At 62.0% G+C, this 21,064-nt stretch carries 25 protein-coding genes; 11 read left to right on the top strand and 14 right to left on the bottom strand.

Annotated features, from left to right (window positions below; translation table 11 throughout):
- Window positions 1–90: 90 nt before the first annotated feature.
- The 11 genes from UCMB321_RS04835 to UCMB321_RS04785 form a co-directional block, all read right to left on the bottom strand.
- On the bottom strand, window positions 91–819 hold the full coding sequence (locus UCMB321_RS04835) for a hypothetical protein (protein ID WP_209437126.1): 729 nt from the start codon (window positions 817–819) through the stop codon (window positions 91–93).
- 331 nt (window positions 820–1,150) lie between these two features.
- Complete coding sequence (gene hisC / locus UCMB321_RS04830; RefSeq protein ID WP_040064286.1) at window positions 1,151–2,203, bottom strand: histidinol-phosphate transaminase; 1,053 nt, start codon at window positions 2,201–2,203, stop codon at window positions 1,151–1,153.
- Window positions 2,200–3,534, bottom strand: coding sequence for a histidinol dehydrogenase (hisD, locus tag UCMB321_RS04825; RefSeq protein ID WP_040064285.1), 1,335 nt, complete (start codon window positions 3,532–3,534; stop codon window positions 2,200–2,202). The genes hisC and hisD overlap by 4 nt, the downstream gene beginning before the upstream one ends.
- Window positions 3,535–3,675: 141 nt before the next feature.
- Window positions 3,676–4,311 carry an ATP phosphoribosyltransferase gene (gene hisG / locus UCMB321_RS04820; RefSeq protein ID WP_040064284.1) on the bottom strand — a complete coding sequence of 212 codons (636 nt, stop codon included), beginning with the start codon at window positions 4,309–4,311 and terminating at the stop codon, window positions 3,676–3,678.
- Window positions 4,312–4,481: 170 nt separating this feature from the next.
- Complete coding sequence (gene murA, locus UCMB321_RS04815; RefSeq protein ID WP_040064282.1) at window positions 4,482–5,747, bottom strand: UDP-N-acetylglucosamine 1-carboxyvinyltransferase; 1,266 nt, start codon at window positions 5,745–5,747, stop codon at window positions 4,482–4,484.
- A gap of 24 nt (window positions 5,748–5,771) precedes the next feature.
- The gene (locus tag UCMB321_RS04810) at window positions 5,772–6,023 is read right to left on the bottom strand and encodes a BolA family protein (RefSeq protein ID WP_040064281.1); all 252 of its coding nucleotides are present in this window, start codon (window positions 6,021–6,023) and stop codon (window positions 5,772–5,774) included.
- Window positions 6,024–6,155: 132 nt separating this feature from the next.
- A complete protein-coding gene (locus tag UCMB321_RS04805) occupies window positions 6,156–6,461 on the bottom strand; it encodes an STAS domain-containing protein (protein WP_040064280.1) in 306 nt (101 codons plus the stop codon).
- Complete coding sequence (locus UCMB321_RS04800; RefSeq protein ID WP_040064278.1) at window positions 6,454–7,113, bottom strand: MlaC/ttg2D family ABC transporter substrate-binding protein; 660 nt, start codon at window positions 7,111–7,113, stop codon at window positions 6,454–6,456. Before UCMB321_RS04800 ends, UCMB321_RS04805 begins: the two co-directional genes overlap by 8 nt.
- A gap of 11 nt (window positions 7,114–7,124) precedes the next feature.
- Complete coding sequence (gene mlaD, locus UCMB321_RS04795) at window positions 7,125–7,592, bottom strand: outer membrane lipid asymmetry maintenance protein MlaD (RefSeq protein WP_040064277.1); 468 nt, start codon at window positions 7,590–7,592, stop codon at window positions 7,125–7,127.
- A complete protein-coding gene (mlaE, locus tag UCMB321_RS04790) occupies window positions 7,592–8,389 on the bottom strand; it encodes a lipid asymmetry maintenance ABC transporter permease subunit MlaE (protein WP_040064276.1) in 798 nt (265 codons plus the stop codon). Before mlaE ends, mlaD begins: the two co-directional genes overlap by 1 nt.
- Window positions 8,389–9,198, bottom strand: coding sequence for an ATP-binding cassette domain-containing protein (locus UCMB321_RS04785; RefSeq protein WP_040064274.1), 810 nt, complete (start codon window positions 9,196–9,198; stop codon window positions 8,389–8,391). Before UCMB321_RS04785 ends, mlaE begins: the two co-directional genes overlap by 1 nt.
- Window positions 9,199–9,487: 289 nt before the next feature.
- On the opposite strand from UCMB321_RS04785, the gene UCMB321_RS04780 reads away from it, so the two are divergent.
- The 10 genes from UCMB321_RS04780 to UCMB321_RS04735 all read left to right on the top strand — a co-directional run bounded on the left by UCMB321_RS04780 (window position 9,488) and on the right by UCMB321_RS04735 (window position 16,517).
- Window positions 9,488–10,462, top strand: coding sequence for a KpsF/GutQ family sugar-phosphate isomerase (locus tag UCMB321_RS04780; protein WP_040064273.1), 975 nt, complete (start codon window positions 9,488–9,490; stop codon window positions 10,460–10,462).
- Complete coding sequence (locus UCMB321_RS04775) at window positions 10,463–10,987, top strand: KdsC family phosphatase (RefSeq protein ID WP_040064272.1); 525 nt, start codon at window positions 10,463–10,465, stop codon at window positions 10,985–10,987.
- A gap of 8 nt (window positions 10,988–10,995) precedes the next feature.
- On the top strand, window positions 10,996–11,568 hold the full coding sequence (lptC, locus tag UCMB321_RS04770; RefSeq protein WP_040064270.1) for an LPS export ABC transporter periplasmic protein LptC: 573 nt from the start codon (window positions 10,996–10,998) through the stop codon (window positions 11,566–11,568).
- Entirely contained in the window at window positions 11,555–12,100 is a 546-nt protein-coding gene (gene lptA / locus UCMB321_RS04765) for a lipopolysaccharide transport periplasmic protein LptA (RefSeq protein ID WP_040064269.1), read from the top strand. Before lptC ends, lptA begins: the two co-directional genes overlap by 14 nt.
- On the top strand, window positions 12,100–12,825 hold the full coding sequence (gene lptB / locus UCMB321_RS04760) for an LPS export ABC transporter ATP-binding protein (protein WP_040064268.1): 726 nt from the start codon (window positions 12,100–12,102) through the stop codon (window positions 12,823–12,825). Before lptA ends, lptB begins: the two co-directional genes overlap by 1 nt.
- A 187-nt stretch (window positions 12,826–13,012) precedes the next feature.
- Window positions 13,013–14,509, top strand: a complete 1,497-nt coding sequence (locus tag UCMB321_RS04755; RefSeq protein ID WP_040064267.1) for an RNA polymerase factor sigma-54 — start codon at window positions 13,013–13,015, stop codon at window positions 14,507–14,509.
- A 79-nt stretch (window positions 14,510–14,588) separates the two neighbouring features.
- Entirely contained in the window at window positions 14,589–14,894 is a 306-nt protein-coding gene (hpf, locus tag UCMB321_RS04750; RefSeq protein WP_040064265.1) for a ribosome hibernation-promoting factor, HPF/YfiA family, read from the top strand.
- A 9-nt stretch (window positions 14,895–14,903) separates the two neighbouring features.
- Complete coding sequence (gene ptsN, locus UCMB321_RS04745) at window positions 14,904–15,368, top strand: PTS IIA-like nitrogen regulatory protein PtsN (RefSeq protein ID WP_040064263.1); 465 nt, start codon at window positions 14,904–14,906, stop codon at window positions 15,366–15,368.
- Window positions 15,369–15,370: 2 nt separating this feature from the next.
- A complete protein-coding gene (gene rapZ / locus UCMB321_RS04740; RefSeq protein WP_040064261.1) occupies window positions 15,371–16,228 on the top strand; it encodes an RNase adapter RapZ in 858 nt (285 codons plus the stop codon).
- Between the two features lie 16 nt (window positions 16,229–16,244).
- Window positions 16,245–16,517, top strand: a complete 273-nt coding sequence (locus tag UCMB321_RS04735; RefSeq protein ID WP_040064260.1) for an HPr family phosphocarrier protein — start codon at window positions 16,245–16,247, stop codon at window positions 16,515–16,517.
- Between the two features lie 106 nt (window positions 16,518–16,623).
- Here the strand turns inward: UCMB321_RS04735 and pmbA are convergent, their stop codons facing one another.
- Window positions 16,624–17,970 (bottom strand): metalloprotease PmbA, encoded by a 1,347-nt coding sequence (pmbA, locus tag UCMB321_RS04730; RefSeq protein WP_040064258.1) that lies wholly within the window; start codon window positions 17,968–17,970, stop codon window positions 16,624–16,626.
- A gap of 121 nt (window positions 17,971–18,091) precedes the next feature.
- On the opposite strand from pmbA, the gene yjgA reads away from it, so the two are divergent.
- Window positions 18,092–18,613: a ribosome biogenesis factor YjgA gene (yjgA, locus tag UCMB321_RS04725; protein ID WP_040064257.1), complete on the top strand. Its 522-nt coding sequence runs from the start codon at window positions 18,092–18,094 to the stop codon at window positions 18,611–18,613.
- Between the two features lie 51 nt (window positions 18,614–18,664).
- Here the strand turns inward: yjgA and tldD are convergent, their stop codons facing one another.
- Together tldD and UCMB321_RS04715 are read right to left on the bottom strand one after the other, a co-directional pair.
- The gene (gene tldD / locus UCMB321_RS04720) at window positions 18,665–20,107 is read right to left on the bottom strand and encodes a metalloprotease TldD (RefSeq protein ID WP_040064256.1); all 1,443 of its coding nucleotides are present in this window, start codon (window positions 20,105–20,107) and stop codon (window positions 18,665–18,667) included.
- Between the two features lie 19 nt (window positions 20,108–20,126).
- Entirely contained in the window at window positions 20,127–20,972 is an 846-nt protein-coding gene (locus UCMB321_RS04715) for a carbon-nitrogen hydrolase family protein (protein ID WP_040064255.1), read from the bottom strand.
- Between the last annotated feature and the right edge of the window lie 92 nt (window positions 20,973–21,064).

The following is a 21,064-nucleotide window of genomic DNA, read 5'->3' as shown; positions in this document are numbered from 1 at the left end:
GAGCATTCCGAGCCTGTTTTTAACGCAGCATGATCGTCGCGCAGGCAGTTATCGTACAGAGCCTAGAGGGTGCCTGGAGATGACGAAGTCTCAGCCAGCCATCTTGGACGACTTCAGCTCCGCACTGAAGCGCTGCGAACGGACACCTTTGTTGTCGTAATACTCTTCGACCGACTTCACAAAGCGCTTTTCAGCGGGCACATACCAGAACGCCTTGTACAAGCGGCCACTGACGGGGCGTGGCGCGATACGTTGAGCATTCGAGACCGTTGTGACCTGCCCCGGTGTCGCCACGGCCTGCGCACCGCCTACCGCAACGGGCGCCAGCATCGCCGACCACTGGCCTTCGGATTCGATCTTCAGCGCCCTGAACTTGCCCGCCGGCACCTGGACATCTTCCCAACCTGTTACCACGTAGTCGCTATGAAAGGTCTCGCTGGAGTGCAGACGGTTAGGGTTCCGTTCGGTGTATTCGACCGTCCAGGTCTTGCCTTCGCTCAAGGGAAAATCGAGCGGGCGATTGATCACTTGCTGCTTGCCGTTGATATCACGGGAGCGACTCCAGTCCAGGCCCACCATGCTTTCGACCGGAGGCTGGTTGGACCCGTCCTGCTTGGCGCTGATCAGCACGGCGTGGCTGTCAACGCGTTCGACCGTCATCAATGTGTTCTTGCTCGAGAAACCTTGCGGTCCGGTTTCCACTGTTTCGGCATAGACCCAGCTATCCCCGGCCTTCAAGGACGGTGCATCGACCGATTGGGCATACGCCGAACCGCACATCAAACCCAGCGCAACAGCAGATAGTTTTTTAAGCATCACATTTTCCCTGAATGTCTGACTGACAAGTCCACTTGAGACTGACCGAACGGGTGACTCTTGCCATTCGAAGGCCAATATCATTGTGCCACCCGAAAAGTGGCCCAAGTGAACTCAGGATCTCGTCGACGCAGGAATGTGAAGATCGTTCAGCAACGCGACAGCATCTGGCTGACGCAGACGCCGGATCCTGCACAAGATGTCATCATCTTTTGCACTCCAGACGTATCGGCTTGGCTGAGCGGGATGTCCTGAGTGTTTCCGTGATCATTCCAGGCACTGGCTGATCACGGAAACAGACTTCAGGAGAGAGACTGGCTTCAGAAAGAGGAGATCAGAGATCGCCCAAGGCGTCGATCAGGGCCTGGTTCTGCTCAGGCGCGCCGATGGTGATCCGCAGGAACTGGGCAATGCGCTCCTGCTTGAAGTGCCGCACGATCACCCCTTGCTCCCTCACCTTGGCCGCCAGCGCCGCCGCATCGTGTTGCGGGTGACGGGCGAAGATGAAGTTGGCCGCCGACGGCAACACCTCGAAACCCTTGCCCTGCAACTGCGCCACCAGCCACTCGCGACTGTCGATGACCTTGCGGCAGGTCTCTTCGAAGTACGCCCGGTCCTCGAACGCCGCCGCGGCGCCGGCAATCGCCATGCGATCCAGCGGGTAGGAGTTGAAGCTGTTCTTGATCCGCTCCAGGGCCTCGATCAGGTCCGGATGCCCGACCGCCAGACCGACCCGCAGCCCCGCCAGGGAACGGGACTTGGACAGGGTCTGGGTCACCAGCAGGTTCGGGTAGCGGTCCACCAGGCCGATGGCGGTTTCGCCGCCGAAGTCGATATACGCCTCGTCGACCACCACCACCGAATCCGGGCTGGCCTTGAGGATCTGCTCCACCGCGTCCAGTGCCAACAGACAACCAGTCGGCGCATTCGGGTTGGGGAAAATGATCCCGCCGTTGGGCCGGGCATAATCCGCCACGCGGATCTGGAACTGCTCGTCCAGCGCCAGGGCCTCGAAGCCGATCCCGTACAGGCCGCAGTACACCGGGTAGAAGCTGTAGCTGATATCCGGGAACAGCAACGGCCGGTCCTGCTGGAACAGGCCATGGAAAATGTGCGCCAGGACTTCGTCGGAACCGTTGCCGAGAAACACCTGGTTAGTCTGGATGCCGTAGTACTCGGCCACGGCGTGCTTGAGCAGATCGCCGTTGGGATCAGGGTACAGACGCAGGTTGTCGTTCACTTCGGCCTGCATCGCGGCCAGGGCCTTGGGCGAGGGACCGTAGGGGTTCTCGTTGGTGTTGAGCTTGACCAGTTTGGTCAGCTTCGGCTGTTCACCCGGTACATAGGGCACCAGGTCCTTGACGAACTTGCTCCAGAACTTGCTCATGCTTGTTTCCCCTGTTCCTTATCAGCGACGATCCGGTATTCCGCACTGCGGGCGTGAGCGCTCAGCGACTCGCCACGGGCCAGCACCGAAGCGGTCTTGCCCAGCTCGGAGGCACCCTGCTCCGAGCAGAAAATGATCGACGAACGTTTCTGGAAGTCATACACCCCCAGCGGCGACGAGAAGCGTGCGGTGCCGGAAGTCGGCAGCACGTGGTTGGGACCGGCGCAGTAGTCGCCCAGGGCCTCGGAGGTGTGACGGCCCATGAAGATCGCGCCGGCGTGGCGGATCTGCGGCAACCAGGCCTGCGGATCGGCGACCGACAGCTCCAGGTGCTCCGGCGCGATGCGGTTGGCCACTTCGATGGCCTGCTGCATGTCGCGCACCTGGATCAACGCGCCACGGCCATTGATCGAAGTCTCGATAATGGCGGCGCGCTCCAGGGTCGGCAGCAGCTTGGCGATGCTCGCGGCCACCTGGTCGAGGAACGCGGCATCCGGACTGACCAGGATGGCCTGGGCATCCTCATCGTGCTCGGCCTGGGAGAACAGGTCCATGGCGATCCAGTCCGGATCGGTCTGGCCGTCGCAGACCACGAGGATCTCCGACGGTCCGGCGATCATGTCGATACCAACCTGGCCGAACACGTGGCGCTTGGCCGTCGCCACATAGATATTGCCGGGGCCCACCACCTTGTCGACCTTGGGCACGCTCTCGGTGCCATAGGCCAGCGCCGCGACCGCCTGGGCGCCGCCAATGGTGAACACCCGGTCGACCCCGGCGATGCACGCCGCCGCCAGCACCAGTTCGTTGACCTCACCCCGAGGGGTCGGCACCACCATCACCACCTCGGCGACACCCGCCACCTTGGCCGGAATCGCGTTCATCAGCACCGAAGACGGATAGGACGCCTTGCCGCCCGGCACGTACAAGCCGGCACGGTCCAGCGGCGTGACCTTCTGGCCCAGCACCGTGCCGTCGGCCTCGGTGTAGCTCCAGGAGTCCTGCTTCTGCCTTTCGTGGTAGCTGCGCACGCGCTCGGCGGCTTTTTCCAGGGCCTGGCGCTGCGCCGCGGTGATCCGCGTCAGGGCCAGTTCCAGGCGCTCGCGGGGCAGGATCAGGTCGGCCATGGAGGCGACTTGCAGACCGTCGAAACGCTGGGTGAACTCCACCAACGCCGCATCGCCGCGCTCGCGCACGGCCTTGATGATGTCCAGCACCCGCTGGTTGACCGAGTCGTCGGACACACTTTCCCAGCTCAGCAGATGATCCAGATGATGAGCGAAATCAGGATCGGCGGCGTTGAGTCGGCGAATGGCGGTAGACGTGGTCATAGCGTGGGCCTCAATAATTGGCGAATGCTTGGGAACAGCAGATCTCAGGCGCCGCAAGACTACCAAGCCATCCGCGTGGGCACCTGAGAATTCTGGCTATGACACGGATAGATGGGCGCGACTCAAGGCCGCGCAATTGAATCAGTTGCGGTGTCGCGACTCCACTGCCTTGCGCAGCGTGTCGATCAGGGACTGGATACGGGCGTGCTGCATCTTCATCGACGCCTTGTTCACCACCAGGCGCGAGCTGATGGTTGCAATCAGTTCCTGCGGCTCCAGGCCGTTGGCCCGCAGGGTATTGCCGGTGTCGACGACGTCGATGATCTTGTCGGCCAGGCCGATCAGCGGTGCCAGCTCCATGGAGCCGTAGAGCTTGATGATATCGACCTGACGACCTTGCTCGGCGTAGTAGCGCTTGGCAACGTTGACGAACTTGGTCGCCACCCGCAGGCGGCCCTTGGGCTCGACGGCACCGACGGCGCCGGCGGTCATCAGCTTGCACTGGGCGATCTGCAGGTCCAGGGGCTCGTACAGGCCCTGGCCGCCGTATTCCATCAACACATCTTTACCGGCCACACCGAGGTCGGCCGCGCCATGCTCGACATAAGTCGGCACGTCAGTAGCCCGCACGATCAGCAGACGGACGTCGTCCTGGGTCGTGGGGATGATCAGCTTGCGGCTCTTGTCCGGATTCTCGGTCGGCACGATGCCCGCTTCAGCGAGCAGTGGCAGGGTGTCGTCGAGAATGCGGCCCTTGGACAGTGCAATGGTCAGCATGGGAAAACCTAAGTCCTTCAATCAGGATACTTCTAACAACTCAGACCGCCTCTCCCGTAGGAGCCGGCTTGTCGGCGATAAACTTCAACGATGACGCGCTACAACTGAAACACGGCGGCGCCCTCAAGTCCATCGCCAGCAAGCCGGCTCCTACAGGACGGTGTCAGGCACTAGCCCGGAACGCGGCGGATCTTGGCACCGAGCATCTGCAACTTCTCTTCGATGCACTCATAACCACGGTCGATGTGGTAGATGCGGTCGATCAGCGTGTCGCCTTCAGCGGTCAGGGCCGAAATCACCAGGCTGGCCGAAGCCCGCAGGTCGGTGGCCATGACCGGCGCGCCTTTCAGGCGTTCGATACCGGTGACGATGGCGGTGTTGCCCTCGACCTGGATCTTGGCGCCCATGCGGTGCAGTTCGTAGACGTGCATGAAACGGTTTTCGAAAATGGTTTCGATCACCGCGCCGGTGCCCTCGCCGATGGCGTTGAGCGAAATGAACTGGGCCTGCATGTCGGTCGGGAAAGCCGGATACGGCGCGGTGCGCACGTTGACGGCCTTCGGACGCTTGCCATGCATGTTCAGCTCGATCCAGTCTTCACCGGTGGTGATTTCGGCACCGGACTCTTTCAGCTTCTCCAGCACGGCTTCAAGAATGGTCGGATCGGTGTCCTTGACCTTGACCCGACCACCGGTAGCGGCCGCGGCCACCAGGTAGGTGCCGGTCTCGATACGGTCCGGCATCACCTTGTAGGTCGTCGAATGCAGGCGCTCGACGCCATCGATGGTGATGGTGTCGGAACCGGCACCACTGACTTTCGCGCCCATGGCGTTGAGGAAATTCGCCAGGTCGACGACTTCCGGCTCGCGCGCGGCGTTCTGCAGTACGCTGCGGCCACGGGCCAGGGCAGCGGCCATCATGATGTTCTCGGTACCGGTCACGGAGACGGTATCGAAGAAGAAATGCGCCCCGCGCAGGCCGCCTTCCGGCGCCTTGGCCTTGATGTAGCCGCCTTCGACGTCGATCAGCGCGCCCATGGCTTCCAGGCCACGGATGTGCAGGTCGACCGGACGCGAACCGATGGCGCAACCGCCAGGCAGGGCCACTTCGGCTTCACCGAAACGGGCGACCATCGGGCCCAGCACCAGGATCGAGGCGCGCATGGTCTTCACCAGCTCGTAAGGCGCGACCAGGGTCTTGATGGTGCGTGGATCGATTTCCACGCTGAGCTTCTCGTCGATCACCGGCTCAATGCCCATGCGCCCGAACAGCTCGATCATGGTGGTGATGTCGTGCAGGTGCGGCAGGTTGGCCACGGTCACCGGGTCATCGCACAGCAAGGTGGCGGCCAGGATCGGCAGGGCGGAGTTCTTCGCCCCGGAAATACGGATTTCGCCATCAAGACGAACGCCGCCAGTAATAATCAGTTTGTCCATAAGGGTCTCGACGCCAATTCAGGCTCAGGTGCGCTCGGCCCAGGCCGCGCGGCTGAAAAATTTCATGGTGACCGCATGGATGCTGCCATCGGCGATCCACGGGTTCAAATGGGCATAGATGCTCTGCTGACGCTTCACCGGGCTCAAGGCCACCAGTTCGTCGCTAATCACGTTCAGCTGGAAGTTGCAGCCTTCGCCCTCAACTTCAACCTGCACCTGTGAAAGAGTGTCCGACAGCTTTTCTTCAAGGAAGCTCTTTACTTCGTAGGCCTGCATGCTCAACCTCAATCGGCGCCCAACGCGCGCGGGTCGGCCATCATACAAAAAAGCCCCGCGCCTGCGAACCCCGCATTGCAGGGAGACTGACGGGGGGCTTCCTGATTCATGGCGCTCTTGCCAATAACAACATCAATGGACGGCGAACAGCTCCGTCAACTCGGACACCTCGGCGATTTCGCGCATGTCTTGCGGCATGGCGCGAATGCTCAGGGATTTGCCGGCCTCTTCGGCGTCACGCATGAACGCCAGCAGCAAGGCCAGGCCGACACTGCTGGATTTCTGCACGGCGGCGCAGTCGACCACCACGGCCGGCGCCGCGCTGGCCTTGATCAACGCCTGCCCGTCCTTGCGCAGGGCCGAGCCGGTGCTGTAGTCGATCACACCGGCCAGCAGCAGTTCACCGGCCTCACCGGGGCGAACGCTGGCCTCACTCACTCTGAGCGCCCTTTTGCGGGTTCTTGTCGGACTCGACCTTAGCCTTTTCTACTTCGCTGGCCCAGTTGTTGATGGTCTGGTCCAGGTTGTTGTTGTTGCGCTGCATCGCATCGGCGAACTGATCGCGGAACAGCTTGCCGATATTGATGCCGTTGACGATCACGTTGCGCAGCTTCCACTCGCCATTGATCTTCTCCATGGTGTAGGAAACCGGGTAGATCGCGCCGTTGCTGCCCTTGACGGTCATGCCGACGCTGGTGCGCTCGCCCGACTCATCCTTGGGCTGGTCAACGGTGATGCCCTGGTTGTTGTACTCCAGCAAGGCGTTGCCGTAGAACTGGAACAGGCCCTTCTTGAAGTTTTCCTCGAAGGTCTTCATCTGCTCGGGGGTGGCCTTGCGCGAGTACTTGACCGTCATGATGCTCTTGGAAATACCTTCGGCATCCACCACCGGGCCGATGATGGTGTTGAGGGAGTTATAGAAGGCCTGGGGGTTCTGCTTGTATTGCGCCTTGTTGGCCGTCAGGTCGGACAGTATCCGGTCGGTGGTGTTCTTGACCAGGTCATGGGCCGACGTCGCCGCCAGGGCGCTGCCCATCAAGGGCAAGGTCGCCAGCAGTACCAGCAAGCTACGTCGCAACATCGAGATCATGGAAAAACTCCTCATTTGGCGTCTTTATTCACGGTATTGAGCAGGAATTTACCGATCAGATCTTCCAGCACCAGCGACGACTGGGTGTCGTGGATGGTCCCACCATCCTTGAGCAGGGTGTCTTCCCCGCCCACGCTGAGGCCGATGTATTTCTCACCGAGCAAGCCCGCCGTGAGAATAGACGCGGTGGAATCAGTCGGCAGGTTATTCACGCGTTTTTCAACTTGCATGGTCACCCGACCGGTGAAACTGTCGCGGTCCAGATCGATCGCCGTCACCTTGCCGATGGTGACACCGGCCATGGTGACCTTGGCTCTGACAGTCAAACCGGCGATATTGTCGAAGTACGCATATAATTTATACGTTTCAGTGCTTGTCGTCGGGGACAGTCCGCTGACCCGCAGCGCAAGCAGCAGCAAAGCCAGGATGCCAGCCAGCAGAAAAAGGCCGACACCGATTTCCAGGGTGCGGTTTTGCATCAGAAATCTCCAAACATCAAAGCGGTCAGAATAAAGTCAAGGCCCAGCACTGCCAGGGAGGCATAGACCACGGTCTTGGTCGTGGCACGGCTGATCCCCTCGGAAGTGGGCTCGCAGTCGTAGCCTTGAAACACGGCAATCCAGGTCACCACGAAGGCGAACACGATACTTTTGATGATGCCGTTCAGCACGTCGCTGCCGAAGGTCACGCTGTTCTGCATGTTGGCCCAGTAGGAGCCTTCATAGACGCCCAGCCAGTCCACCGCCACCCACGAACCGCCCCAGATCCCGACCACGCTGAAGATCATCGCCAGCACCGGCAGGGAAATGAAGCCGGCCCACAAGCGCGGCGCGATGATGTACTTGAGCGGATCGACACCGATCATCTCCAGGCTGGAGAGCTGCTCGGTGGACTTCATGTTGCCGATTTCGGCGGTCAGCGCCGAACCGGCACGTCCGGCGAACAGCAGCGCGGTGACCACCGGCCCCAGTTCACGCAACAGGGTCAGGGCGACCATCTGCCCAACTGCCTGTTCGGAACCGTAGCTGGAGAGGATATTGAAGCCCTGCAAGGCCAGGACCATTCCGATGAAGATCCCGGAAACGACGATGATCACCAGGCTCATCACGCCCACGGAGTGCAATTGCTTGACCAGCAGCCCGAAGCTGCCGCCGATCCCGCCGCGGCCGAACAGCACGTGGAACAGGAACAGCGCCGAACGACCGAACACGGCGAGCACGTCCAGGCCCGAACGACCGAACAGGCGCACTCTCTCGATAAGTGATTTCTTGCGCATCAGCGCTTCCCCAACAGATCGGTGCGGTAGTCCGGCGCCGGAAAGTGAAACGGCACGGGACCGTCGGGATCGCCCTTCATGAACTGGCGGATACGCGGGTTATCGGCGTTCATCAGGTCCTCGGGGGTGCCTTGCCCCAGTACCTGGCCGTCACCGACCACATACAGGTAGTCGGCGATACTGGCGGTTTCGGCCAGATCGTGGGAGACCACGATGCTGGTGATGCCCAGGGCGTCATTGAGCAGGCGGATCAGGCGCACGAGCACACCCATGGCGATCGGGTCCTGGCCGACGAACGGTTCGTCGTACATGAGGATCTGCGGGTCCAGGGCGATCGCCCGGGCCAGTGCCACGCGACGCTTCATGCCGCCGGACAGTTCGTCGGGCATCAGGTCGACCGCCCCGCGCAGGCCGACGGCCTGCAATTTGAGCAGGACGATGTCGCGGATCATTTCATCCGGCAACTGGGTATGAACCCGTAGCGGAAAGGCGACGTTCTCGAAAACGTCCAGGTCGGTGAACAGCGCGCCGCTCTGGAACAGCACGCCCATGTGCTTGCGGGCGTCGAACAGGTCGCCGCGCGACAGCGTGGGGAGATTCTGACCATTGACCCAGACTTCGCCGGCGCTGGGGCGCAGTTGTGCCCCCATCAGCCGCAACAGGGTGGTCTTGCCACACCCGGACGGCCCCATGATGCCGGTGACCTTGCCTCGCGGGATACGAATGTCGACATTGTTGAAGATGCTGCGCGCACCGCGCTTGAAGGTCACACCCTTCAGCTCGACCGCGTAGGCGTTATCGGCGCTCATCTAAACTCCTTGCGATACGGCCTTTGACTCGGACACCTGGCCTCCCTTGAAAAGAAGCGCATACTGCCGGAGCAGGCCGAACTAGCCGCGAACTATATCACCGCTGATACGTACCGCCCAAGGCCGATCCCCCCTCGTTCAGGATAAATACGCCGGACTTGACCGCCTGCGAGACAAAAACCGAAGGCAAATGCCTACACTCCCCATGCAAAACGCAATGATCTAGTGGGAGTGAAGAAGTCATTACCGCTATAATCGCGCCTTTTCATCAGGCTATACGATTTCCGACATGAGCCAATCCAGCGATCTGATTCAATCGGCACAACGCACCATCCGCCTCGAACTCGAAGCCGTGGAAGGCTTGCTGACCCATATCGACGCAGATTTCGTACGCGCTTGCGAAATGATTCTGGCCAGCAAGGGCCGTGTGGTGGTGGTCGGCATGGGCAAGTCCGGGCACATCGGCAACAAGATCGCCGCCACCCTGGCCAGCACCGGCACCACGGCCTTTTTCGTGCACCCCGCCGAGGCCAGCCACGGCGACATGGGCATGATCACCCGGGACGACATCATCCTGGCGCTGTCCAACTCCGGCTCGACCGCGGAGATCGTCACCCTGCTGCCCCTGATCAAGCGCCTGGGCATCCAGATGATCAGCCTGACCGGCAACCCCGACTCGCCGCTGGCCAAGGCCGCCGAAGTCAACCTGAACGTGCATGTCGAGCATGAAGCCTGCCCACTGAACCTGGCCCCGACCTCCTCCACCACGGCGGCCCTGGTGATGGGCGACGCCCTGGCGGTGGCCCTGCTCGAAGCCCGTGGTTTCACCGCCGAGGACTTCGCCTTTTCCCACCCGGGCGGTGCCCTGGGGCGGCGCCTGCTGCTGAAAGTGGAAAATGTCATGCACGCAGGCGACGAGCTGCCGCAGGTACTGCGCGGCACCCTGCTGAAAAACGCGCTGATGGAAATGACGCGCAAAGGCCTCGGCATGACCGTGATCGTCGAAGCCGACGGCCGTCTGGCCGGGATCTTCACCGACGGCGACCTGCGTCGAACCCTGGACCGCACCATCGACATTCACAGCGCCCTGATCGAAGACGTCATGACCCCCCACGGCAAGACCGCCCGGGCCGAGATGCTCGCCGCCGAAGCCCTGAAAATCATGGAAGACCACAAGATCAGCGCGCTGGTGGTGGTCGACAGCGAGGACCGTCCGGTGGGCGCCCTGAACATGCACGATCTGCTGCGCGCGGGAGTGATGTAAATGAACGACGATCTGTTGCAACGCGGCAAGGCCATCAAGCTGGCGGTCTTCGACGTCGATGGCGTACTGACCGACGGCCGCCTGTACTTTCTCGAGGACGGCAGCGAATTCAAGTCCTTCAGCACCCTCGACGGCCAGGGCATCAAGATGCTGATGGCCGCCGGCGTGCAAACCGCGATCATCAGCGGTCGCAAGACCGCACTGGTCGAACGCCGCGCTCAGAACCTGGGCATCCCCCATGTCTACCAGGGTCGCGAAGACAAGCTTGTAGTCCTTGATGCCCTGCTCGCCCAACTCAATCTAAGCTATGAACAGGTGGCCTACCTGGGCGACGACCTGCCGGACCTGCCGGTGATCCGTCGCGTCGGGCTGGGCATGGCCGTGGCCAACGCCGCCAGCTTCGTGCGCGAACACGCCCACGGCATCACCCGTGCCCGGGGCGGCGAAGGCGCCGCCCGCGAATTCTGCGAGCTGATCCTGCAAGCCCAGGGCAGCCTTGAAGCGGCTCACGCCGCCTACCTGTAGAGCCATTTATGCTGAGCAAGAAAATTCGCAACATTCTGCTGTTCGGAGTCATTGCCGCCATTTTCGCGGCCGCCGGCTACTGGAACATCAGCCCGGAGCGCTTCCTCGAGCGCCCGGTGGCCAAGGTCGATGAAACCCAGATCGACTACTACGCTATCAATGCCCACAGCATCCAATACATGCCCGACGGCCGGGTGCAGTACGACTTGGTCGGCGACAAGGTCGAACACCTCAAGGCTTCGGACGTGACCCTGGTGACCAAGCCCGACATGCACATCTACCGTGGCACGGTCTATCCCTGGCATGTCCAGAGCGAGCACGCCGAGGTCAATCCGGACGGCACCCAGATCGAACTGATCGACTCGGTCCGGGTCGCACGCACCGACGAACTACAGCGGGAAGTCATCATTACCAGCAGTCGAATGACAGTATTCCCACAGCAGCAATATGCGCAGACCGAACAAGCCGTTAGAATCGACGGCGCCGACGGCGTGACCACTGGCAATGGAATGAAAGCGTATTTGAACGACAGCCGGATACACCTGCTGTCCAATGTAAGAGGACAGTATGAGTCTCGTTAAAACCCTCCCTATTTTGCTTGGCCTGGGTGCGGCACTGGGAAGCGTGAGCGCCTGGGCACTGCCGACCGACAGCCAGCAGCCCATCCGCATCCAGGCCGACGACGCTCAACTGGACGACAAGCAAGGCATCGCCACCTACAAGGGCGACGTGGTCATCACCCAGGGCTCGATGATCGTCAAGGGCAACACCGTGACGCTGACCCGCACCAAGGACGGCGCCATCGACGTGGTGACCTCCGTGGGCAACCTGGCCTACTTCGAGCAGTTGCAGAAAGTCGGCGATCCGAAGCCGGTGCAAGGCTATGGCGTGACCATCCAGTACCACGCCCAGCAGAATCGCATCATCCTGATCGACAAGGCCAAGGTGATCAACGACGGCAACACCACCGAAGGCGAGAAAATCGTCTACGACACGGTGAAGCAGGTCGCCCAGGCCGGGCGCGCCACCGGCAACGCTATCACCGCCCCGCGCCCACGCATCGACATGGTCATCCAGCCGAAGCAGAAAACCGACCAGCAGAAGGCGCAGTAATGGCAACCCTGAAAGCCCAGCATCTGGCCAAGGCCTACAAAAGTCGCCAGGTGGTGCGTGATGTCAGCCTGTCGATCGACAGCGGGCAGATCGTCGGCCTGCTCGGTCCCAACGGTGCCGGCAAGACCACCTGCTTCTACATGATCGTCGGCCTGGTCCAGGCCGACCAGGGCCGCGTGCTGATCGACGACCAGGACGTCAGCCACCAGCCCATGCACGGCCGCGCCCGCGCCGGGATCGGCTACCTGCCCCAGGAAGCGTCGATTTTCCGCAAGCTGTCGGTGGCGGACAACATCATGGCGATCCTCGAGACCCGCAAGGACCTCGACAAGAACGGCCGCCGCAAGGAGCTGGAAAGCCTGCTGCAGGAGTTCCACATCAGCCACATTCGCGACAACCTCGGCATGAGCCTGTCCGGTGGCGAGCGGCGTCGCGTGGAAATCGCCCGCGCCCTGGCCACCGCGCCGAAATTCATCCTGCTCGATGAACCCTTCGCCGGGGTCGACCCGATTTCCGTAGGCGATATCAAACAGATCATCCACCACCTCAAGGCCAAGGGCATCGGCGTACTGATCACCGACCACAACGTCCGCGAGACCCTGGATATCTGCGAAACCGCCTACATCGTCAACGATGGACAGCTGATCGCCGAGGGCGACTCGACCACCATCCTGGCCAACGAACTGGTCAAGGAAGTCTACCTCGGCCACGAGTTCCGACTGTAGACATCGAGGGAACGGATCCAGCGCCGGAGCGCGTCCCGTTCAATAAAAACCACAGGATTTTTATTGTTACAGCGCTCTAGGCAAACCCTCGGGTTTCAGGCATATAATTTGCTTATGTTTGGCGCCCCGGCGCCCTGTAGAGTGGATGGCGCATGCGCGCCGGCGAATAAGGTGTTAAGCCCCTGCCATGAAACCATCGCTAGTCCTGAGAATGGGCCAGCAGCTGACGATGACACCGCAGCTGCAACAGGCCATCCGCCTGCTCCAATTGTCGACCCTGGACCTTCAGCAGGAAATCCAGGAGGCCCTGGAGTCCAACCCGATGCTCGAACGCCAGGAAGAAGGCGACGACTTCGACAATACCGACCCACTGGCCGACAAAGCCGAGCACACCCCCAATACCGAGATCCAGGAACCGTCCTACCAGCAGGAAACCGCGCCGACGGTGGACAGCCTCGATGAAGGCGACTGGAACGAGCGCATTCCCAACGAGCTGCCCGTCGACACCGCCTGGGAAGATGTCTACCAGACCAGCGCCAGCAGCCTGCCCGGCAACGATGACGACGAGTGGGACTTCACCACCCGCACCTCCGCCGGCGAGAGCCTGCAGAGCCACCTGCTCTGGCAGTTGAACCTGGCGCCGATGTCCGACACCGATCGACTGATCGCCGTGACCCTGATCGATTGCATCAACAATCAGGGCTACCTGGACGAAACCCTCGAGGAAATCCTCGACGCCTTCGACCCGGAGCTGGACATCGAGCTGGACGAGATCGAAGCGGTGCTGCATCGCATCCAGCAATTCGAACCGGCCGGCATCGGTGCGCGCAACCTGGGCGAATGCCTGTTGCTGCAACTGCGTCAGTTGCCGACCAGGACGCCCTGGCTGGCCGAGGCACAGCGCCTGGTCATCGACTACATCGACCTGCTCGGCAGCCGCGACTACAGCCAGTTGATGCGCCGCATGAAGCTCAAGGAAGACGAGCTGCGCCAGGTCATCGAGCTGGTCCAGAGCCTCAACCCGCGCCCGGGTTCGCAAATCGAGTCCACCGAAGCCGAGTACGTCGTACCCGACGTGATCGTGCGCAAGGACAACGAGCGCTGGCTGGTGGAGCTGAACCAGGAATCGGTGCCGCGCCTGCGGGTCAACCCGCAGTACGCCGGCTTCGTCCGGCGCGCCGACACCAGCGCCGACAACACCTTCATGCGCAACCAGTTGCAGGAAGCCCGCTGGTTCATCAAGAGCCTGCAGAGCCGCAACGAGACCCTGATGAAAGTCGCCACCCAGATCGTCGAGCACCAGCGCGGCTTCCTGGAATACGGTGACGAGGCGATGAAGCCGCTGGTCCTGCATGACATCGCCGAAGCGGTCGGCATGCACGAGTCGACGATTTCCCGGGTCACCACACAGAAATTCATGCATACCCCCCGCGGTATCTATGAACTGAAATACTTTTTCTCCAGCCACGTCAGCACCTCCGAGGGCGGTGAATGCTCGTCCACGGCGATCCGCGCGATCATCAAGAAACTGGTTGCAGCGGAAAATCAGAAAAAGCCGTTGAGTGACAGCAAGATCGCTGGTTTACTGGAGGCACAAGGCATTCAGGTGGCCCGTCGTACCGTCGCCAAATACCGTGAGTCTCTGGGGATCGCTCCCTCCAGCGAGCGGAAGCGACTGATGTAGGCGGCAGGGCCCCGTTACAGCGTTCCAGTGGCAGGTAATCGCCTGCCGCTTTATGCACTGGCAACGAAGGAGAAGCTGTATGCAAGTCAATATCAGTGGACATCAACTGGAAGTGACCGAACCCCTGCGTGTTTACATCGGCGAGAAACTCGACCGATTGGAGCGGCATTTCGACAAGATCACCAACGTACAGGTGACCATGGCCGTCGAAAAACTGAAGCAGAAAATTGAAGCCACCTTGCATATCCACGGCGGTGAAGTCGTCGCCAACGCCGAGCATGACGACATGTATGCCGCGATCGACCTGCTCACCGACAAGCTGGACCGACAACTGAAAAAGCATAAGGAAAAGAACCTGCACCTGCTCCAGGGTACAGGTCGCTGACACCCATCCATGATCCGACTTGAAAGCATCCTGACCCCCGGCCGTTCCCTGGTGAACGTGCCGGGCGGCAGTAAAAAGAAAGCCCTCGAGCAAATTGCCAACCTGATCAGCCGCGAAGTCCCTTACCTGGCCATGCAGGACGTCTTCGATAGCCTGGTTGCGCGGGAAAAACTTGGCTCGACCGGTTTCGGCAATGGCATTGCCATTCCACACTGCCGCCTCAAGGGTTGCCTGACGCCCATCAGCGCCCTGATGCACCTGGACGCCCCCATCGATTTCGACGCCATCGACGGCGCGCCGGTTGACCTGCTGTTCGTCCTGCTGGTCCCGGAAGCGGCCACCGATGCCCACCTGGAGCTGCTACGGCAGATTGCCAGCATGCTGGACCGCAAGGACGTCCGCGACAAACTCCGCGCTGCAGCCTCCAACCAGGCCCTGTATCAGGTGGTCCTGGACGAGCAGAACGGTCATTAACCATGCGCTTGATCATCGTCAGCGGCCGCTCCGGCTCAGGTAAAAGCACCGCCCTCGATGTTCTCGAGGACAGTGGCTACTACTGCATCGACAACCTGCCGGCCGGCCTGTTGCCGGAACTGGCCGAGCGAGCGCTGATCCATACCGAGCTGGCACAACCGCTGGTCGCCGTCTCCATCGATGCACGCAACCTGCCCAGCCACCTGTCGCGGTTCCCGGAACTGCTGGCTGAAGTGCGCAGCCGGCATATCCAGTGCGATGTCCTGTACCTGGACGCCGACGAAGAAACCCTGCTCAAGCGCTTCTCCGAAACCCGTCGGCGCCACCCGCTGAGCAGTGCCGATCGCTCCCTGGCCGAGGCCATCCGCGACGAAAGCAACCTGCTGGGGCCGATCTCGGACCTGGCCGACCTCAAGGTCAATACCACCCACCTGAACCTCTATCAGTTGCGTGACACCATCAAGCTGCGCCTGCTGAACCAGCCGGAACCGGGCACGGCCTTCCTGGTGGAGTCATTCGGTTTCAAGCGCGGGATGCCGGTGGATGCCGACCTGGTGTTTGACGTACGCTGCCTGCCCAACCCCTACTGGAAACCGGAGTTGCGCGAGCAGTCCGGGCTCGACCAGGCGGTGGCCGAGTACCTGGCCGCACAACCGGATGTCGAGGAGATGTACCAGGATATTTCCAGTTATTTGCTCAAATGGTTACCGCGTTTTGCCGCCAGCAGCCGCGCTTATGTCACTATTGCCATCGGCTGCACGGGGGGACATCACCGCTCCGTCTACCTCACCGAACGCTTGGGCAAGGCCCTGCAACAATCCCTGAAGAACGTCCAGGTCCGCCACCGCGACCTTAGCTGAAAGGACCCCCACCGCGATGCCCGCTCTGGAAATTGAAATCATCAACAAACTGGGTCTGCACGCCCGCGCTTCAGCGAAGTTCGTCGGTGTTGCCGGCCAGTTCCCCTGCCAGATCCGCGCCGGGCGCACACCTGAAAGCATGGTCGACGGCAAGAGCATCATGGCCATGATGATGCTGGCGGCCGGCAAGGGCACCCGGATTCACCTGAAGACCGAAGGCGAGCAGGAAGATGACGCGATGGCCGCACTGGTCAAGCTGATCAACAACTATTTCGACGAGGGCGAGTAACGCCGCCCTCCCCACCGCCCCTACACCTTTCAGCGCGTGTAAAGCACACGCCACAAAAAAGGCGCGCCATCCAGCGGATGGCGCGCCTTTTTTTCACCCCATGCAATCAGCTACCGGCCACGGTCATCCGCTCGATCAGCACCGAGCCCGTGCGGATATGGCTGCGCAGCTCAAGATCGCTGCCTACGGCGACGATCTGCTTGAACATGTCACGCATGTTGCCGGCAATGGTCACTTCCTGGACCGGGAACTGGATCTCGCCATTCTCAACCCAGAAACCCGCCGCGCCCCGCGAATAATCCCCGGTGACCATGTTCAGGCCCTGGCCCATCAACTCGGTCACCAGCAGCCCGCGCCCCATGCGCCGGATCAGCGCATCCTGGTCCTCGACCCCATGGGTCACGAACAGGTTATGCACGCCACCGGCGTTGGCCGTGCTCGGCAGGCCCAGCTTGCGTCCCGAATAGGTACCCAGCACATAGGAGACCAGGGTGCCATTTTCCACGAACGGCTTGGCATAGGTCGCCAGGCCGTCGCCGTCAAAGGCCGAGCTGGCCATGCCGCGCATCAGGTGCGGACGCTCGTCGAGGGTCAGCCACTCCGGAAACAGGCGCTGGCCCATCGCCCCCTCGAGGAACGAAGACTTGCGGTACAGGTTGCCGCCGGAGATCGCCGAAAGGAAACTGCCGAACAAGCCACCGGCCAACTCTGCCGAGAACAGCACCGGCACTTCGCAGGTCGGTACCGGACGCGCGCCCAGGCGGCTGGCCGCCCGCTGCGCCGCCTTGCGGCCAATGCTGACGGCATCCGCCAGCAATTCGCCCTGGCGATTGACGTCATACCAGTAATCGCGCTGCATCTGGCCGTCGCCTTCGGCGATCATCACGCAACTGAGGCTGTGCCGGGTCGATGCCGAGCCACCGATAAAACCGTGGCTGTTGCCATACACCCGGCAACCCTGGGAAGTGCTCAGGGTGGTGCCGTCGGCATTGCTGATCCGGTGGTCGGCATCGAAGGCCGCCGCCTCGCAGGTCAGCGCGCGCTCGATGGCCTGCTCGGGGCTGATGTCCCAGGCATGGAACAGGTCGAAGTCCTTGAGCTCCTTCGCCATCAGGGCACCGTCAGCCAGGCCCGAGTGCTGGTCTTCCGAGGTGTGCTTGGCGATGGCCAGGGCTGCCGCCACGGTTTCGCGAATCGCTTCGGGGCCGCTGGCCGAGGTGCTGGCCGAACCCTTGCGCTGACCCACGTACAAGGTGATGCCAAAGCCCTGGTCACGGTTGAACTCGACGGTTTCCACTTCCCGCTGGCGCACCGAAGTTGACAGCCCCTGCTCCAGGGATACCGCCACTTCACAGGCACTGGCGCCCTGGCGTTTGGCTTCGGCGAGAATCTGCTCGACCTGCTCCTGCAGGACCGGCAACGCCTGCGGGCCGACGCTTTGTGCTGAACTCATGGCTTTCTCCACTCGCTTTCTATACTTAAAAGCAGCCTTCACTCGAGGTCTTCGAGCGACCGGGCCGGACAAGCGGCCCCCGACTGGTTATCATGGCGGCGTTTCTTTGCGGACTGCCACCATGGTTGATTCTTACGACGACTCCCTCGATGGGGAGAAAAGCAAATCCCAGGTCAAACGCGAGCTGCATGCTCTGGTTGATCTCGGCGAGCGCCTTACCACCCTCAAGCCCGACCTGCTGGCCAAACTGCCACTGACCGACGGCTTGCGCCGCGCCTTGGCCGATGCGCCGAAGCACACCGCGCATATCGCGCGTAAACGGCATATCCAGTTCATCGGCAAGCTGATGCGCGATCAGGACACTGACGCCATCCTGGTGTTGCTGGATCAACTCGACGCCTCCACCCGACAATACAACGAACGTTTCCATAATCTCGAACGCTGGCGCGATCGCCTGATCGCAGGCGCCGACGATGTACTGGAAAAATTCGTCGTCGAATACCCGGACGCCGATCGTCAGCAACTGCGCTCCCTGATCCGCCAAGCTCAACACGAGCTTGCGCAGAACAAGGCGCCGGCCTCCAGCCGTAAAATCTTCAAGTACATCCGTGAGCTGGACGAAACTCAACGCGGCCTGCGCTGATCTTCTCCACGGGTGAGCCCATCCGGCGCTCACCCGAAGCTCCGACTCTTCCTACGCCCCCGTGCCACCCACGGTGATGGCATCGATCTTCAAGGTTGGCTGGCCGACACCCACCGGCACCGACTGCCCATCCTTGCCGCAGGTACCCACGCCGCTGTCCAGCGCCAGGTCGTTGCCGACCATCGACACCCGGCTCATGGCTTCCGGCCCGTTGCCGATCAGGGTCGCGCCCTTGACCGGCGCAGTGATCTTGCCATCCTCGATCAGGTAGGCCTCGCTGGTGGAGAACACGAACTTGCCGCTGGTGATATCCACCTGGCCGCCGCCGAGGTTGGCGCAATAGATACCGCGCTTCACCGAGGCGATGATTTCCGCCGGATCGCTTTCACCGCCGAGCATGTAGGTGTTGGTCATGCGCGGCATCGGCAGGTGTGCGTAGGATTCGCGACGACCGTTGCCGGTGCGAGCAACGCCCATCAGCCGGGCGTTGAGCTTGTCCTGCATATAACCTTTAAGTACGCCGTTTTCGATCAGCGTGGTGCACTCGGTCGGCGTGCCTTCGTCGTCGACGCTCAGGGAACCGCGACGACCCGCCAGGGTGCCGTCATCGACGATGGTGCAGAGCTTGGACGCAACCATTTCGCCCATCCGCCCGCTGTAGGCCGAACTGCCCTTGCGGTTGAAGTCGCCTTCCAGGCCGTGGCCCACCGCCTCGTGCAGCAGTACCCCGGACCAACCGGAGCCGAGCACCACCGGCAGGGTGCCGGCCGGCGCGGGAATCGCCTCGAGGTTGACCAGCGCCTGGCGCAGGGCCTCGCGGGCATAGCCCATGGCCCGGTCTTCGCTGAGGAAATAACGATAGTCGGTGCGCCCGCCGCCGCCATGACCGCCGCGTTCGCGACGCCCGTTCTGCTCGACGATCACACTGACATTGAAACGCACCAGCGGCCGGACATCCGCCGCCAGGCCGCCATCGGTGGAGGCGACGAGAATCCGCTCCCAGACCCCGGCCATGCTCACCGATACCTGCTGGATACGCGGATCCAGGGCCCGCGTGGCGACATCGACACGCTTGAGCAACTCGACCTTCTCGGCACGGCTCATCACGTCCAGCGGGTTGTCCGGCGCATACAAGCGCGTCACATCCTGGCTGCTGAACACCTGGACCTTGCCATGCTGGCCGGCCCGGGAAATCGAGCGCGCGGCACGCGCCGCCGAGCCCAGGGCTTCGAGGGTGATCGCGTTGCTGTAGGCAAAACCGGTTTTTTCACCGGACTGCGCACGCACGCCGACGCCCTGGTCAAGGTTGAAACTGCCTTCCTTGACGATGCCGTCTTCCAGGGCCCAGGACTCGGAAATCTGTCCCTGGAAATACAAGTCGGCGGCGTCGATGCCCGGCCCGGCCAGATCGCCCAGCACCGCTTGCAGGCTTTCAATGGTTACGCCACCCGGCGCCAACAGATGTTCGCTGACTGAGGACAACAACTCGCTCATGATTTTGCGCCTTATTTCGTCATTCCGATGCAGGCCGCTGCGCGCCCTGCGAGAAAAAGCGCCGATGGCTCGCCACCGGCATGCGCGCCCGGATGGACGCCTGTTCATGACTGTCGCGTTCGGCCAACAACACCGCTTCGCCTTGATCCTGTTCGGCGACGATGCGCCCCCAAGGGTCGACAATCGCCGCATGGCCAAAGGTTTCCCGTGGCCCCGGGTGCACGCCGCCCTGGGCCGCCGCCAGCAGGTAACACTGGGTCTCGATGGCCCGGGCGCGAATCAGCACCTCCCAATGCGCCGCTCCCGTCACGGCGGTAAAGGCCGAGGGCGCGGTAATCAATTCGGCACCAGCCTTGCGCAACTCGCTGTAGAGCTCGGGAAAGCGCAGGTCGTAGCACACGCTCAAGCCCAGGCGACCGACCGGCGTATCGGCCACCACCACCTGGCTACCATGAGCATAGTCATCGGATTCGCGGTAACGCCCGCGATTATCCGCCACGTCCACATCGAACAGATGCAGCTTGTCGTAACGTGCCACCGCCTCGCCCTGCTCGTCGATCAACAGCGAGCAGGCATTGGCCTTGGCATTCGGCTGGTCGACGGGCGGCAACGGCAAGGTGCCCGCCACTATCCATAACTTGAGGTCGCGGGCGGCCTGTTTCAACCAGGGCAGGATCGGACCGATGCCCAGGGCTTCGGCCCGACCGATCTCGGCGACGTCGCGACGGCCCATGGCGGCGAAATTTTCCGGCAGCACGGCCAGCCGCGCTCCGCCCTCGGCAGCGCGCTCCAGCAGCGTGCGGGCCTGGGCCAGGTTGGCCAGCACATCGCTCTGGCTGACCATCTGAATGACGGAAAAGGTCATGGCGCACTCCTTCAAGGGTATGGCGCCATGCTACTCCATGCAGCTGCACGCCCAGTACAAATAGTGTCGGCGCAACAGCTTTTCGCCGGGGC

The sequence above is a fragment of the Pseudomonas batumici genome, assembly GCF_000820515.1.
Lineage (GTDB): Bacteria > Pseudomonadota > Gammaproteobacteria > Pseudomonadales > Pseudomonadaceae > Aquipseudomonas > Aquipseudomonas batumici.
Note: the sequence above shows the minus strand (reverse complement) of the source record. Positions and strands in the feature narration are given on the sequence as shown.

Excerpts from the sequence above, each read along its gene's own strand:
- hisC (WP_040064286.1), bottom strand. The coding sequence starts at position 2,203 with ATGAGCAAGTTCTGGAGCAAGTTCGTCAAGGACCTGGTGCCCTATGTA.
- hisD (WP_040064285.1), bottom strand. The coding sequence starts at position 3,534 with ATGACCACGTCTACCGCCATTCGCCGACTCAACGCCGCCGATCCTGAT.
- hisG (WP_040064284.1), bottom strand. The coding sequence starts at position 4,311 with ATGCTGACCATTGCACTGTCCAAGGGCCGCATTCTCGACGACACCCTG.
- murA (WP_040064282.1), bottom strand. The coding sequence starts at position 5,747 with ATGGACAAACTGATTATTACTGGCGGCGTTCGTCTTGATGGCGAAATC.
- UCMB321_RS04810 (WP_040064281.1), bottom strand. The coding sequence starts at position 6,023 with ATGCAGGCCTACGAAGTAAAGAGCTTCCTTGAAGAAAAGCTGTCGGAC.
- UCMB321_RS04800 (WP_040064278.1), bottom strand. The coding sequence starts at position 7,113 with ATGATCTCGATGTTGCGACGTAGCTTGCTGGTACTGCTGGCGACCTTG.
- mlaD (WP_040064277.1), bottom strand. The coding sequence starts at position 7,592 with ATGCAAAACCGCACCCTGGAAATCGGTGTCGGCCTTTTTCTGCTGGCT.
- mlaE (WP_040064276.1), bottom strand. The coding sequence starts at position 8,389 with ATGCGCAAGAAATCACTTATCGAGAGAGTGCGCCTGTTCGGTCGTTCG.
- UCMB321_RS04785 (WP_040064274.1), bottom strand. The coding sequence starts at position 9,198 with ATGAGCGCCGATAACGCCTACGCGGTCGAGCTGAAGGGTGTGACCTTC.
- UCMB321_RS04780 (WP_040064273.1), top strand. The coding sequence starts at position 9,488 with ATGAGCCAATCCAGCGATCTGATTCAATCGGCACAACGCACCATCCGC.
- UCMB321_RS04775 (WP_040064272.1), top strand. The coding sequence starts at position 10,463 with ATGAACGACGATCTGTTGCAACGCGGCAAGGCCATCAAGCTGGCGGTC.
- lptC (WP_040064270.1), top strand. The coding sequence starts at position 10,996 with ATGCTGAGCAAGAAAATTCGCAACATTCTGCTGTTCGGAGTCATTGCC.
- lptA (WP_040064269.1), top strand. The coding sequence starts at position 11,555 with ATGAGTCTCGTTAAAACCCTCCCTATTTTGCTTGGCCTGGGTGCGGCA.
- lptB (WP_040064268.1), top strand. The coding sequence starts at position 12,100 with ATGGCAACCCTGAAAGCCCAGCATCTGGCCAAGGCCTACAAAAGTCGC.
- UCMB321_RS04755 (WP_040064267.1), top strand. The coding sequence starts at position 13,013 with ATGAAACCATCGCTAGTCCTGAGAATGGGCCAGCAGCTGACGATGACA.
- hpf (WP_040064265.1), top strand. The coding sequence starts at position 14,589 with ATGCAAGTCAATATCAGTGGACATCAACTGGAAGTGACCGAACCCCTG.
- ptsN (WP_040064263.1), top strand. The coding sequence starts at position 14,904 with ATGATCCGACTTGAAAGCATCCTGACCCCCGGCCGTTCCCTGGTGAAC.
- rapZ (WP_040064261.1), top strand. The coding sequence starts at position 15,371 with ATGCGCTTGATCATCGTCAGCGGCCGCTCCGGCTCAGGTAAAAGCACC.
- UCMB321_RS04735 (WP_040064260.1), top strand. The coding sequence starts at position 16,245 with ATGCCCGCTCTGGAAATTGAAATCATCAACAAACTGGGTCTGCACGCC.
- pmbA (WP_040064258.1), bottom strand. The coding sequence starts at position 17,970 with ATGAGTTCAGCACAAAGCGTCGGCCCGCAGGCGTTGCCGGTCCTGCAG.
- yjgA (WP_040064257.1), top strand. The coding sequence starts at position 18,092 with ATGGTTGATTCTTACGACGACTCCCTCGATGGGGAGAAAAGCAAATCC.
- tldD (WP_040064256.1), bottom strand. The coding sequence starts at position 20,107 with ATGAGCGAGTTGTTGTCCTCAGTCAGCGAACATCTGTTGGCGCCGGGT.
- UCMB321_RS04715 (WP_040064255.1), bottom strand. The coding sequence starts at position 20,972 with ATGACCTTTTCCGTCATTCAGATGGTCAGCCAGAGCGATGTGCTGGCC.